The organism is Xanthomonas vasicola, assembly GCF_000772705.2.
GTDB classification, from domain to species: Bacteria; Pseudomonadota; Gammaproteobacteria; order Xanthomonadales; family Xanthomonadaceae; genus Xanthomonas; species Xanthomonas vasicola.
On the sequence record NZ_JSBW02000002.1, the window covers coordinates 149,936 to 163,138 of the forward strand.

The 13,203-nt window shown below is 65.7% G+C and carries 11 protein-coding genes and 1 other RNA gene; 4 read left to right on the forward strand and 8 right to left on the reverse strand.

What is annotated here, in order from left to right:
• Positions 1-311 precede the first annotated feature (311 nt).
• The 4 genes from dinG to aroE form a co-directional block, all read right to left on the reverse strand.
• Positions 312-2,447: an ATP-dependent DNA helicase DinG gene (gene dinG / locus NX05_RS00840; RefSeq protein WP_010374929.1), complete on the reverse strand. Its 2,136-nt coding sequence runs from the start codon at positions 2,445-2,447 to the stop codon at positions 312-314.
• Positions 2,448-2,700: 253 nt separating this feature from the next.
• A complete protein-coding gene (locus NX05_RS00845; protein WP_017117808.1) occupies positions 2,701-2,937 on the reverse strand; it encodes a hypothetical protein in 237 nt (78 codons plus the stop codon).
• The gene (locus NX05_RS00850) at positions 2,934-3,308 is read right to left on the reverse strand and encodes a hypothetical protein (protein ID WP_026112177.1); all 375 of its coding nucleotides are present in this window, start codon (positions 3,306-3,308) and stop codon (positions 2,934-2,936) included. The genes NX05_RS00845 and NX05_RS00850 overlap by 4 nt, the downstream gene beginning before the upstream one ends.
• Positions 3,298-4,149: a shikimate dehydrogenase gene (gene aroE, locus NX05_RS00855; RefSeq protein WP_017121259.1), complete on the reverse strand. Its 852-nt coding sequence runs from the start codon at positions 4,147-4,149 to the stop codon at positions 3,298-3,300. Before aroE ends, NX05_RS00850 begins: the two co-directional genes overlap by 11 nt.
• Before the next feature lie 65 nt (positions 4,150-4,214).
• Here aroE and NX05_RS00860 point away from each other — a divergent pair, with 65 nt between their 5' ends.
• Positions 4,215-5,096, forward strand: a complete 882-nt coding sequence (locus NX05_RS00860) for a TolB family protein (protein WP_026112178.1) — start codon at positions 4,215-4,217, stop codon at positions 5,094-5,096.
• Between the two features lie 746 nt (positions 5,097-5,842).
• Here the strand turns inward: NX05_RS00860 and NX05_RS00865 are convergent.
• Positions 5,843-8,377, reverse strand: coding sequence for a PepSY domain-containing protein (locus tag NX05_RS00865; RefSeq protein WP_039437219.1), 2,535 nt, complete (start codon positions 8,375-8,377; stop codon positions 5,843-5,845).
• 231 nt (positions 8,378-8,608) lie between these two features.
• On the opposite strand from NX05_RS00865, the gene NX05_RS00870 reads away from it, so the two are divergent.
• Complete coding sequence (locus tag NX05_RS00870) at positions 8,609-9,361, forward strand: DNA/RNA non-specific endonuclease (protein ID WP_039437222.1); 753 nt, start codon at positions 8,609-8,611, stop codon at positions 9,359-9,361.
• Between the two features lie 123 nt (positions 9,362-9,484).
• Here the strand turns inward: NX05_RS00870 and NX05_RS00875 are convergent, their stop codons facing one another.
• Positions 9,485-10,399: a LysR family transcriptional regulator gene (locus NX05_RS00875; protein ID WP_039437225.1), complete on the reverse strand. Its 915-nt coding sequence runs from the start codon at positions 10,397-10,399 to the stop codon at positions 9,485-9,487.
• A gap of 92 nt (positions 10,400-10,491) precedes the next feature.
• Between NX05_RS00875 and NX05_RS00880 the strand changes: the two genes are divergently transcribed.
• Both NX05_RS00880 and NX05_RS01275 read left to right on the forward strand, forming a co-directional pair.
• Positions 10,492-11,484, forward strand: coding sequence for an SDR family oxidoreductase (locus tag NX05_RS00880; RefSeq protein WP_039437226.1), 993 nt, complete (start codon positions 10,492-10,494; stop codon positions 11,482-11,484).
• 65 nt (positions 11,485-11,549) lie between these two features.
• A non-coding RNA gene (locus tag NX05_RS01275) (sX9 sRNA) lies at positions 11,550-11,625 on the forward strand.
• A gap of 44 nt (positions 11,626-11,669) precedes the next feature.
• On the opposite strand, the gene hemB is transcribed toward NX05_RS01275, so the two are convergent.
• On the reverse strand, positions 11,670-12,665 hold the full coding sequence (hemB, locus tag NX05_RS00885; RefSeq protein WP_010369920.1) for a porphobilinogen synthase: 996 nt from the start codon (positions 12,663-12,665) through the stop codon (positions 11,670-11,672).
• Positions 12,666-12,887: 222 nt separating this feature from the next.
• Positions 12,888-13,130, reverse strand: coding sequence for a hypothetical protein (locus NX05_RS00890; RefSeq protein ID WP_010369916.1), 243 nt, complete (start codon positions 13,128-13,130; stop codon positions 12,888-12,890).
• Positions 13,131-13,203: the final 73 nt, after the last annotated feature.

Genomic DNA, 13,203 nt, shown 5'->3' on the forward strand with positions numbered 1-13,203 from the left:
GATGCCCAGCATGAATGATGCAGGTCACCTCTTACACGCATGCGCGATGCAGTCCTGGTCAATGCATGAAGCAATCAGCTGCGGGGCATGCAATGCGTGGGATCATCGAATGGTGCAGCTGCGCCATCGCGTGGTGCAGATGTGGAGCGACCAGCCACGCTCTTTGTGTTGCTGCACAACGCGGCGCTGGATTGCACCGCGCAGCAATCGCACCGGGCGCGCTACACGCGTATCGGCTGCGCCAGCGCACACCGCCGCACGCGCCATCGTCCGGCGCGATAGTGGTGGCACCGCAGATCGTCAGGCAATACTCAACGCCCAATCACCCGCTTGAACGGCGGCAGTGCATCGATGATGCGTTTGCCGTAGCGGCGGGTGAGCAGGCGCGAGTCGAGAATGATCACGCGGCCATGGTCGTTGGAGCTGCGAATCAAGCGGCCGGCGAACTGCGTGAGCGTGCGCAGCGCATGCGGGATGGCGATCAGGTTGAAGGCGTTATGACCGCGACTTTCCAACCATTCGCTCAGGGTAGATGTTTGCGGATCGGTGGGCACGGCGAACGGCACCTGGGTGATGACCACGGTGGTGCAGGCTTCGCCCGGCAGATCCAACCCTTCGCCGAAAGAATTCAAACCGAACAACACCGAGCCTTCGCCAGCAGCGATGCGGCGCAAATGTTCGGTGATCAATTGCGACTTGTTGCCCTCGCCTTGCACCAACACGCGATTGCGCTGCGCCAACGGCATCAGGTCGGCCACCTTTTCCATCTTCCAGCGCGAGGTGAACAACACGATGCTGCCCTTGGCGCTCCAATCCAGTTCGCGCACCAGATATTTGGCCACTTCCTTGGGATGGCCTTCGCGGTCGTCGGGTGTCACCGGGAAATTGGGCACGATCAATTCGGCTTGATTGGGCAGGTCGAACGGCGAGGCCAGCGAGGCCATTTCTGCGTGATCGGGCAAGCCATTGTCGATGGCGAAGGATTGGAAATCGCCGCCGCCGGTGAGCGTGGCCGAGGTCATCACCACCGAATCCACTTCGTTCCAGATCATCGTGCGCAACACCTGCGCAGCCGACACCGGCGAGCAATGGCAAATCAAATCGCCATCGCGTGAGAGGGTGATCCAGCGCGCCATCGGCGGCTGGCCTTCCTTGTCTTCGCGGCGCCAGCCACTCCACAGATTGTGCTGCTGCTCGGCCATTTCCAGCGCCAGGCCAAGGCTACGCTGCAAACGTTCGCGCGCGGAGTCGTCTTGTTTTCCCTTCGCAATCGCGCTATGTGCGGCATGCACCCAATTGAACAGCGCGCGAGTTTCTTCGCCGAGTTCTTCGATGGCCGGGCCCCATTGCGGCGGCAACTTGCCATTGGCCGCACGCCACAACGGATCGCGCTCGCCGGGCTCCGGCTTCCACACGCGTTCGACCTCGGCGTGGAAGGCCTTGAGCAGCTTGGACACGCGCGCAGCCACCTCAATGGCTTCGTTGGGCAGCAAATTGCCCAGCTTGTCCTTGTCCACTGCGCGATAAGCGGCCGCGATGAGGATCTGCATGCGCCCGGTACGCCTGGCCATGTCGTCCAGCGGCAGATTGGCTGCGCCCTGATCGATCGCTACGCCGGCGATGTGATGACCTTCGTCGAGCACCAGCAGCATGTCCGATGGCGGGGCGATGAGTGGCTGGCCGTTTTCGGCATCGCCCAGTGACAACGACGACAGCAGCAAGGCGTGGTTGGTGACCACGATCTGCGCCTCGCGCACATCGGTGCGTGCCTTGAGCACCGGGCATTGCGCGGCGTAGCTGCAGCGGCGCCCCGCACAGCCGGAGGCCGGCGTGGTGATGCGCATGCGCAGCGGCACCGAAACCTGCTCGGGTGCGTCGTCCAGGTCGCCGTTCCAGGTGCGTGCGGCGTAGGCCTTGGCCAGGCGCTTGGCCAGATCCGCATCGACCGGGCTGAGCGGGCGGTCGTAGAGCGCCTGCTCGTCTTCGAACATGGCGTTCTGGCTGGTGTCGCCTTCCAGCTCGGCGGCGTTGCGGGTGCACAGGTAGCGGGTGCGGCCCTTGGCCAGCGCCACGCTGGCGTCCAGCCCGGTGGCCTTGAGGAAGGCCGGGATGTCGCGTTCCACCAGCTGCGATTGCAATGCCACGGTGCCAGTGCTGATGACCAGTTTTTTCTTGGTGGCCAGGGCGATCGGCACGCCGGCGGTGAGATAGCCCAGGCTCTTGCCTACGCCGGTGGGTGCCTCGGCAATGCCGATGCCGCCGGAGGTGGCCAGCGCACGCGACACCAGGCCGATCATCTGGCTCTGCGCACGGCGCGTGGCAAAGCCCGGCGTATTGGCCTGCAACTTGGCGTAGGCGTCGCGGATGCTGGCCTTGATCGGGTCGGTCAGGGTGCGCTGGGTGGGAACGGGCGCCGACGGCGCGGCCGGTGGGGCAACTTCACTCATCGCACTATTTTCGCACGGACCGGCGCAGCGCCTGCGACCGGCGTGGTACGCGGCTGAACGTGTTTGCTTGCGCGGGGACGTAGTGCGGCCAACCTATACGCCGGGAGCGAACGCTGCACAGCCAGCCATATGGTTCGGATGCTCGATTAGCGCCTGCAAGCACTGGCTGCCTGCTTGGACCCGGAAGCTCGCGCGATGGATGCCGACCGAGGCCCCCGCTGCCTGCAATGCGCAGGCAGCGTCTATTTGTTCGTCAGCCGCGCTGCGTCCGCGACGGCCACGCATAGCGCGCCCACACCAAGCCGATGACTGCCATTGCGATGCCCATCAACACCATGCCGACGCCCACGCCATTCGGCCCGAAACGTTCGTACAGCAGGCCGCCGCGATTGACTGCGGCCAGCGCCTGCGGATGCAGCAGCGTCCACACGCCCTGCCCGGTGCAGACCAGCCCAACGATCACCAGCAAGATGGCTTTGAGCGGGATCATGAGCGCGGACCAGTGGCGGGCGCCAAGCGTTGCAGGCTGGCCGCCAGCGTCCACACCAGCACGCCGATGCCGACGGCCTGCACGGCCATCAGCACGAAGTGGGCGATGCTGACAACCATGCTGATCTGACGCACATTGCCTTGCTGCAGCAACAGCATCGGAATCGCCTGGAACGCGACCTCGGCGAACAGGCAGCCCAGCAGCAACCAGAGCGCGGCCAGGCCGGCACGCCGCAGCGGGCTCTGCGGGGCGCGCCATAGCAAGACCAACCCAAGCAGCACCGCAATCAGCATCGGCACGCGCGACAGCAGGCTGGTGACCAGGGTCAGCAGGATAGCGGTGACATCGGGGCTGCCCATGTCAGTCGGCACTGACCAGCACGGCTTCGCGCGCGCGCAGCGCGGCGTAGACCGGGTCGGTGTCCGGGCGCACGCCGTGCCATAGCGCGAAGCTTTCTGCAGCCTGCTCTACCAGCATGCCCAGGCCGTCGATGGCATATCGGCATTGCGCCGCACGCGCCCAGGCCAGGAACGCGATGGCGGTGTCGCCGTAATTCAGATCGACCGCAGCGGTGAGGCTGTTGACCAGGCCCAGTGGCAGCGCGAACGCGCCGGCATCGCGATCGCGGCCGGCGGCAGTGGCATTGACGATCAGTTCGAAGTCGCCCAGCTCGCGCAGGTCTTCGATGTAACGCGAGGTCACCCGCGCCGGCTCGCCCAGTGCATCGCACAAGGCATCGGCGCGCTCGGGCGAGCGGTTCACCACCACCATTGCGGTGATACCCGCCTCCAGCAGTGCCGGCGCCACACCGCGCGCAGCACCACCGGCGCCCAGCAGCAGCACGCGGCGGCCACGCAGATCCAGGCCCTGGCGCTCGGTGAGATCACGCACCAGGCCGGCGCCATCGGTGTTGTCGCCCTGCCACTGGTCGTCGTTACGCACCAAGGTGTTCACTGCCCCCGCCAGCCGCGCGCGATCGCTCAGGCTACTGGCCAGCGCATAGGCGGCTTCCTTCAACGGCAGGGTGACGTTGGCGCCCTTGCCGCCCTCATCGGCGAAACGTTGCAGCGCGGCAGTGAAGTCCTCCGGCGGCGCGTCGATGGCGGTGTAGTCCAGCGCAATGCCGGTCTGCTTCCCGAAGTCGGCATGGATGGCCGGCGACAGCGAATGGGCGACGGGGTGACCGAACACGGCATAACGGGATACGGGCATGAAACGCTCTCTGGTTGACTAGACTGTGCGCGACTTTAGAGCCGCTCTTGAGGCAGGAACACCGCATGCAATATCGATGGACCCTGCTCACGCTGGCGGCAAGTTTACTCTGCGTCCCGTCTGCTTCGGGGCTTGCCGAATTCGGCATCGAGGGGATGGGTGTGGTCTCCACGCCAGCCAACGAGGCACGCGCCACACTCAGCCCGGACGGGCAGCGCATCGTTTGGGCCAGCGACCGCGCCGGTGGCGCTGGCGGCTGGGATCTGTGGCAGGCGCAGCTACGCGGCGGGCGCTGGCAAGACGCGCGGCCATTACCGATCAACACCGCACAGGACGAGACCACCCCATTGTTCAGTGCCGACGGCCGCTGGCTGCTGTTCGCCTCCACCCGACCCGCCGGCGCGGGCGGCAGCGACCTGTACCGTGCGCCGGTGGATGCGCAAGGCGCCGTGGGTGCGGCGCAATCGTTGGGTACGGCGATCAACAGCGCCGGCAACGAGCGCGCGCCAACGCTGTCGCTGGACGGGACGCGCTTGCTGTTCGCCAGCGACGGGCATGGTGGCGCCGGCGGCATGGATCTGTTCGTGGCGCGCTGGGATGGGAAAGCCTTTAGTGCGCCGGCGGCCTTGGTCGACATCAACAGTGCAGCCGACGAACTGGACGCGGCCTGGCTCGGCGACGGACGCGCGCTGGTGTGGGCCCGCGGGAAGACCGATGGCCCCAGCCAATTGCTACTGGCGGTCTGCAAGGACGGCCATTTCGCCCAGGGCGCGCCGCTGCCGCTGTCGTTCAACGGGCCGCAGGAGCGCACCTTCGGTGCGGTCGTGGATACGGCAAAGCCCGGCGAATTGTTGGTGACCGGCAGTGCCCGTGCGCCACGTGCAGGGCAGCTGGACATCTACCGAATGAAGGCACCGGCAGCCGATGGCGATGCGAATTGCCGTTGAGGGGGATGGAGGCACCAGGTCAGAGCCAGATCGGCTGGCTTCCATTTATGGCACGCCGGTTTGTTGAAGGGCGAATGGTCTGACCTTTGCTGCAGGCTGACTTACTCTGAGTTCTGGCTGCAGGCAGCTGATCTGCGACTTGGCTGCAGGGTCCTTGCCCGCCCACCATCGCAGGACACGCTGCAAGTACGTCCTTGTAAGCTCCTTGGCTGCATCCATGCCGCCAAGGGTCCCGCGATGGTGAGCGGGCAAGGACCAGTGACGTCGGTCGGTGTGCATGGCGTACGAACTGCATTGCGCGATTCGTTAAACGAATAACGCGTTGGCTCAGTTGATGTCCTGTCGCAGCCGCTGGCTGCTGTCATGACCATGCGATTCGCAGCAGCAACCAAATCGACACATGCAGCAATCGGTTCGTAGCATTGAGTTGCTTTAGTTAGATGGCAGCCAACTCTCTGTCGCGGTGCCCTCGCCGCTTGCGGGTTTACGGCGTGTCCAGCAAGCGGTGAGGACACCGCGCACTCGACGGAGCAGACTTTCGACTGCATCAACAAGATGCAGCCAACAAACCGCCGCGCAGATGCTAAGCAAGCGGCGCGCAGGTAATGCTCGAACTAGGAGTCGGCATATATCAGCCGCGTGTTGCGATTCTCCAGCCTACGGCTCTGCGCTTGCAGCTGCCTAACGCTCACCAGCTACGTTCTGTTAGCCGAGGTAAGGCCGCAATCCCGCAGCCATCACCGCACTCAATACACATCGCGCCGATAACGGCCCGCCGCGGTCAATGATTCCAACCGCGTGTCACCGAGCAGTTCTCGCAAGGTTGTATCGACTTCGCGCGCCATGCTGTCCAGACTGCCGCAGACGTAAATCACGGCGCCGCGGTCGATCCAGTGCCGCAACGTGTCGCCGGCTTCGCGCAAGTGATGTTGCACGTAGCGCTTGTGCGGTTGGTCGCGCGAGAACACCCACTCCAGTTGTTGTAGATGCCCACTTGACTGCCAGGCCTGCAACTCGCCGGCGAACAAGCGGTCGTGCGCGGCATGCCGTTCGCCGAACAACAACCAGTGCCCATGCACGCCGGTCAGCTCGGCTTCGCGTAGCAGCGCGCGCAGGCCGGCAATGCCGGTGCCATTGCCGATCAAGACCATCGGCATTTTTTCCACCCGATGAAACCCGGGATTGGTGCGCAACCGTGCGCGCACCGGCGTGCCGGTCGCCGCATGGCAGATCAGCCAACCCGAACCCAGACCGGGGCTGCCATCGGCACGCGCGGTCAGCCGCACCACGACCGTCGCCGTCCCGTCGGCCGGCACGCTGGCGAGTGAGTAATCGCGCGTGGGCAGCCAGGCGCAGGCATCCAGCCAGCCTTGCGGATCCACAGCATGGGCAAGCGGCGTTGCAGGCGGTTCCGGCAGCACGCGCTCGGCGGCGGCCTGCTGCAGCTGCAGTAATTGTGCGTCCACATGCACCAGCGCGTCTGGCGACAGACCCCAGGCAGCCAGAAAAGCACGCACCTGTGCTTCGGCATGCGCGGGTTGCACTTCGAGGATGTCGCCAGCCTGCCACTGTGCTTCGGCCGGTGGCTGCAGATCGATGCGCCAGATCGGTGCCCCTTCGCTGCCCGGATTCACATGGGTGCGCGAGGACAGCATCCATTCGGTCAAGGTGGGCCGTGCCAGGGGCACAGCAACCACCGGTGCACCGGCGATCTGGCCCAGCTGCGCATGCCACTGCGCCAGCGCTTGCGGATCGACGTTATCCATTTCCACCGCAGGAAACAGCGCGCGCGCGCCCTGCGCATCCAGCCACTGTTCGACACGCCGCGAGAACCCGCAGAACTGTGCGTATTGGCGGTCGCCCAGTGCCAGCACCGCATAAGTCAGTTGCGGTAATTCCAAGCGTTGCCGCAGCAGTCCACGCTCGAAACCGCGCGCCGCATCCGGTGGCTCGCCATCGCCAAACGTACTGATCACGAACAGCGCGTGCCGGGTGCGTTGCAGTTCCTGCGCATCCAGTTGCGCCAACGAACGCACCTGCACCGGCAAGCCGACCGCCTGCAGATGCCCGGCGGCCTGCCACGCCAGGCGCTCGGCAAAACCGCTCTGGCTGGCAAACGCAATCAACCATGGCGCCGCTTGCGAGGCCGGTGCTGCGCCTTGCAATACCTTGCGCGCAGCGCGCAGTTCGCTTTTTTTGCCGCGCCGATCCAGATACAGCATCCAACCAGTGACGAAGAATACCGACATGCCCAGGCTGGCCAGCATCACCACGATGCGCCCGGGCAACCCGAAGAAGCTGCCCGAATGCAGCGGGAACATGCTCACCGCTATCTGTTGCCCGCGCGGCAACAGCGCGTAGTCCTGGCGCTGCAGCAGTGCTCCGCTGTCCGGCGCGATATCAAGACTGTCGTAGGCGCGATCGTGCGCGGGATTGTCAGGCAAGAACCGCACGTTCAACGGCTGCCCGGCGCGCGTGGGAATGCGCAGATCCAAGGCAGCGCTGCGGGTGGCGGGAATGCCATCGAGCGTACGTTGCACGCCTGCGAAATCGATGGTGGCCGGGCGGTTATCGCCTCGGTCGCCGCGTATCGCAGGCGTGGCGCCGAGCAAGGCCACCATGCCATCGCGATACCAGGGGTAGGACCAGGTCAGCCCGGTCAGCGCGACCAGCAGATACACCAGCAAGCACCAGGTACCGAACACCGCGTGCAGGCTCCACAAAAAACTGCGCCCCTGCCGTCGCCATTCCACCACCCACCAGGTGCGCGGGCTCCACCACCGTCGCGGCCAGCGCAGATACAGCCCCGATGCGCAGAAGAACAGCAAGATGAAGGCGCTCGCACCGGTCACCGGCTGCCCGCGCTTGCCGGCGGTCAGATTGCGGTGCAGGTCTTCGATGAAGGCAAACGCAGCGCTCAGCCGCGGCGGCGCAACCCGCTCCCCCGTGTAGGGATCGAAGTACACCCGGCCACCGCCCTTGCCGGAGAGGCGAGCGGCCGAGGGCCGCGCGCCGGTGGGGTCGATCAACAGGCGCGTGACCGTGTGTTTTTGCACTGCATTGGTCGGCGCCAGATCGAGCCGTTGCAGCAACACATCCACCGGCAAGGGCTGCTCGCCCGCCGCATGCCGTTGCGCCAGTTGCGCAATGGCCGGGTTGGCCATGCGCACGATCTCGTTTTCAAACGACATCGCCGCACCGGTCAACCCCATGACCGACAGCACCAGCCCGGCAGTGATGCCGAGCAGCCAATGCAGCTGGAACAAGAGCGTCTTGATCAAGACCTGGGCACGAAACAGGACGGCCGGCCATTGTAGATGAGAATGAGTCTCGCATCCGATCGGCATCGGCTGATGGCGTTCTGCCGCAGCCTGTCATGCAGTCCCTCGGAAACGGCCAGCCTTGCTTCATGCGCGCTGCGGCACGCCGTCATCTGCCGAACATAACGCGGTCATCGTTTGGACATCGCGCGTTGCCACCTTTCTCACTCCTCCTGGCAAGCGAGCTCTGCAATGCCTTTCTTCTTGCGCAGTTGTGTGGTGCTGGCAGCGTTGTGCACGACCTCGGCGGCGGTTGCCGCCACCAGTTGCCCCACGCTTTACGCAAACGGCACCCCGCCTGCCGTGAGCAGTTCCACCACCCGCACCACCGAGGTGTGCCACACCGAATACGTGCTGCTGGCCTCGGGCGTGACCAAGGACCCGGTGTACTCGGCCGAGCACCTGACCGACCAGCAGGTTGCCGGCGCCGAGGCGACCGGCCGGGTCGGCTCCTTCCACGACGAAACCGGTCTCCCGGCCGCTGATCGCTCGAAAAGTTCCGACTACACCAACACCGGCTACGACCGCGGGCACATGACGCCGGCCGGCGATGCATCGACCGAAAGTTCGGAAAAAGAGACCTTTTCCATGGCCAACGTCGTCCCGCAGGACCACAAGCTCAACACCGGCGAGTGGGCGTACATCGAACAACAGGTGCGTCAGCTGGCCAAGCAACACGGCGAGTTGTACGTGGTGACTGGCCCGGCCTTCGACAGCGGCACCGCAGCGACCATCGGCACCGACAAGGTCGCCGTCCCGGCGTATGTGTGGAAGGCGATCTACGAACCGGGCGTGGGCGCGGGCGCGTATCTGTGCGTCAACGACAGCAGCATCAACTGCGACGTGGTGTCGATCAACGATCTGGTCATGATGACCAACGTGGACCCGTTTCCCTCGCTCAGCGCGAGCGTCAAGTCGCAGGCGATCGCGCTGGTACTGCCGTAACGTCCAGGTTTGCGCGCGTAATTCAGCTGCATGTGCGTGACGCGGGCGGACGTCGCGCGTAAACGGCAAGCGGGATCGCTCATCGCAGCGGCTGTTGCCATGCAGGTGCATACACCGCCGCTGTCAGTTGCTGCCGGCGCCCGCCTCCGGCGCGGCGCAGTGCGCGGCCAATCCCGCTGCCAAAGCCGCGAACACCGCACTGCAGGCCGCACTGGCGCGCAGGTCTTGATGCATCGTGACCCAGACGTCCAGGGCAACGCCGACCTGCTGCGGCAACACCGGCAGCAGGCGTGGGGTCCGCCGCGCCAGCGCCGCCTGGCAGAAGCCGATGCCGCATCCGGCACGGATCAGCGCCAACTGGGCCAAATCGCTATCGGCACGTAGCGCGAAGGCCGCATGTTCCCAAAACGGCAAGCCCTTGCGCGCGCTGCGCAGGAACGGCGTGTCGGTGTCGAAGCCCACCAGCGCGTGCTGCGCCAGATCGTCCGGGCGCTGCGGCACGCCATGCCGGTCTACATAATCCGGATGGGCGTGTAGCCCGATTGCGATCTCACCAACGCGGCGCGCCACCAGCAGGTCCTGCTGCGGCCGGATCATGCGCACCGCCACATCGGCTTCGCGATGCAGCAGATCCTGCACCCGATTGCTCAACACCAGTTCCATGCGCAGCTGCGCATGCGCGTTCCGTAACGCCGCCAGGATCGGCGGCAGGATTTCAGCGCCCACCACTTCGCTCGCGGAGATTCTGACCGTGCCTTGCAACGCGTCGCCATGCCGGCCAGCTGCGCGCTGCAATGCCGCGGCCATATCGGCCATGGCGCGCGCATGAAGACGCAACGCCTGCGCAGCATCGGTGGGCAGCAGTCCGGTTTGCGAACGTACAAACAGCGGCACTGCCAGCAGTTCCTCCAACGCCGCCACATGCCGCCCGACCGTCGGCTGGGTGAGACCCAGCGCGCGTGCCGCCGCAGACAGCGAACCCTCTTCCAGCACCGCGAGGAAGGATCGGTGGAGCTCCCAACTGATCGTATCGGCCATACATAAATGTATAGCTGCGCGCGCATCTTCGCCAATTTATTCGTAGCGACGACCTCTCCACACTGGCCGCATCTCGACAGCGGAGCAGACTCATGAGACAGACAGCGAGCGCCCTGGTACTGGGTGCCAGCGGCGGTATCGGCGGCGAAGTGGCGCGGCAACTGCGCGATGCAGGCTGGCAGGTGCGCGCGCTGCAGCGCGGATTTGCGGCTAATGCGGAGCACCGCGACGGCATCGACTGGCGTCGCGGCGACGCCATGCAGCAACAGGATGTCTTGCAGGCAGCGCGCGGTTGCGCGGTGATCGTGCACGCGGTCAACCCGCCCGGCTACCGGCGCTGGTCCGAGCTGGTGCTGCCGATGCTCGACAACAGCATCGCGGCGGCCCGCGCCGAGGGCGCCACCATCGTGTTGCCCGGCACCGTCTACAACTACGGCCCCGACGCCTATCCGTCGCCGGACGAGGATGCGCCGCAAACGCCGACCAGCCGCAAAGGCGCGATCCGGGTCGAGATGGAGCGCCGCCTGCAGGCCGCCACCGCAGATGGCGCGCGGGCGCTGATCGTGCGCGCCGGCGACTACTTTGGCCCGCGTGCGCGCAATAGCTGGTTCGCACAAGGGCTGGTCACCCCAGGGCGCCCGGTCACCACGGTGACCCTGCCAGGCGCGCAAGGCGTTGGCCATCAATGGGCCTACCTGCCCGACGTTGCGCAGTGTGTGCTGCGGCTACTGCAGCGCCGCGACACGCTACCGGCGTTCGCCCGCCTGCACATGGCCGGACACTGGGATGCCGACGGCACGCAGATGGCAGCGGCGATCGGCAGGGTGGTGGTACGCCATGGCGGCGCACAGCCGAAGCTGCGCCGCTTTCCGTGGTGGGCGATCCCGCTGGCCAGTCCGTTCGTGCCACTGGCACGCGAACTGCGCGAGATCCGGCCGCTGTGGAGCAACCCACTGCGCCTGCGCAACACACGCCTGCTCGAGGTGCTGGGCGAAGAACCGCACACGCCTCTGGACGCGGCCGTCGAGGCAACGCTCAGCGGATTGGGTTGCCTGCCGACACCGTTGCTGGCACCAGCGCACTGACATAAGAGCAGCTAGCAATACGACTGCGCAGCCGCCAGGCGGGCGCGGCCGGTGCTCGCTGCGGCATGTACCACTCGTACACTCCGGTTCCTGTGCGCCGTCCGCACCCACCTGACGACTGCTCGCTACGTTTTGTTAGCCGCTCTAAGATGCGCCTGCGGCGACATGGCCGCAGGCGCTCGCGCTCAGCGTGTTTCCTCGCGCAACCAGCGCGCCACTTGCGGGGCGAAATAGGTCAACACGCCGTCGGCGCCGGCACGCTTGAAGGCCATCAGCGCCTCGAGCACGCACTTGCGCTCATCCAGCCAGCCATTGGCCGCTGCCGCCTTGAGCATCGCGTACTCGCCACTGACCTGATACGCAAAGGTCGGCACGCGGAATTCTTCCTTCACCCGGCGCACCACATCCAGATACGGCATGCCCGGCTTGACCATCACCATGTCTGCGCCTTCTTCCAGATCCAGGGCGATCTCGCGCAAGGCTTCATCGCCGTTGGCCGGGTCCATCTGATACGTGGTCTTGTCGGCCTTGCCCAGATTGCCGGCGCTGCCCACCGCATCGCGGAACGGGCCGTAAAACGCCGAGGCGTACTTGGCCGAATACGCCATGATGCGCACGTTGAGATGATCGTCGGCATCGAGCGCGCGGCGGATCGCGCCGATGCGGCCATCCATCATGTCCGAAGGCGAAATGATGTCCACGCCCGCCTGCGCATGCGACAACGATTGCCTGACCAGCGCTTCGACCGTGATCTCGTTGAGCACATAACCCTTGGCGTCGATGATGCCGTCCTGGCCGTGGGTGGTGTACGGGTCCAGCGCCACGTCGGTCATGACGCCCAGCTCCGGAAAGCGCGACTTCAATGCACGCACCGCGCGCTGCGCCAGGCCGTCCGGGTTCCAGGCCTCGGCAGCGTCCAGGCTCTTGCCGGCCGGGTCGATCACCGGGAACAGGTCGATCACCGGGATACCCAGTTCCAGCGCGTTTTCCGCTTCGCGCAGCAACTCGTCCAGCGACAAGCGTTCCACGCCCGGCATCGACGCAATCGGCGCGCGGCCGGGCAACGCGTGCACGAACACCGGCCAGATCAGGTCATCGGTGGTCAGCGTGTTCTCGCGCATCAACCGACGCGAAAACGCATCGTGGCGCATGCGGCGGGGGCGATAGTGCGGGTGGGCCATGACAAGGCTCCTGTAGACAGCGCATCAGTTTACGCTCGCCATCCCGCGCAGGACGCGCTGCGACGCAGTGTCGCAGCGCTGCAACGGCACGCAGGCTCTTGCTTGCATGCTGCTGGCGGCAGGTCGGGCAAGGCACCGAAGTCTAACGATGCAGACCCTGCCCGACGCGCGCACCCGACATCTGCACACGCAGGTGCGCATCGCCGCCTTATCGAAGGCGCTCTAGATAATCCCGCCGCCCAATGTCAGGCGCATCGCCCCGACCACGATCACCAGGCCGTTGAGCACCAGGCCGGTCTTGGCACGGCCGCGGTTGCCTGCCGAGGTGAACAACAGCGCGATGGCGGCGATCAGTGCGCCCACCGCCGCAAACGGAATCAGGAACCAGTTGCCCCAGCCCAGCAGCGGGATGAAAGCCAGGACCATCCAGAGCAGCGCCACGATGCCCCACAACAGACTGATCAATCCCACGGGCCACCTCATCTTGAAGAAAGCACGAGCTTACCGGCGCGACCGTCCGCGCGCCGTGGGCGGGTGG

Coding starts and splice junctions, on each gene's coding strand:
- NX05_RS00845 (WP_017117808.1), bottom strand. CDS start 2,937: ATGATCCCGCTCAAAGCCATCTTGCTGGTGATCGTTGGGCTGGTCTGC.
- NX05_RS00860 (WP_026112178.1), top strand. CDS start 4,215: ATGCAATATCGATGGACCCTGCTCACGCTGGCGGCAAGTTTACTCTGC.
- dinG (WP_010374929.1), bottom strand. CDS start 2,447: ATGAGTGAAGTTGCCCCACCGGCCGCGCCGTCGGCGCCCGTTCCCACC.
- NX05_RS00880 (WP_039437226.1), top strand. CDS start 10,492: ATGAGACAGACAGCGAGCGCCCTGGTACTGGGTGCCAGCGGCGGTATC.
- NX05_RS00875 (WP_039437225.1), bottom strand. CDS start 10,399: ATGGCCGATACGATCAGTTGGGAGCTCCACCGATCCTTCCTCGCGGTG.
- hemB (WP_010369920.1), bottom strand. CDS start 12,665: ATGGCCCACCCGCACTATCGCCCCCGCCGCATGCGCCACGATGCGTTT.
- NX05_RS00870 (WP_039437222.1), top strand. CDS start 8,609: ATGCCTTTCTTCTTGCGCAGTTGTGTGGTGCTGGCAGCGTTGTGCACG.
- aroE (WP_017121259.1), bottom strand. CDS start 4,149: ATGCCCGTATCCCGTTATGCCGTGTTCGGTCACCCCGTCGCCCATTCG.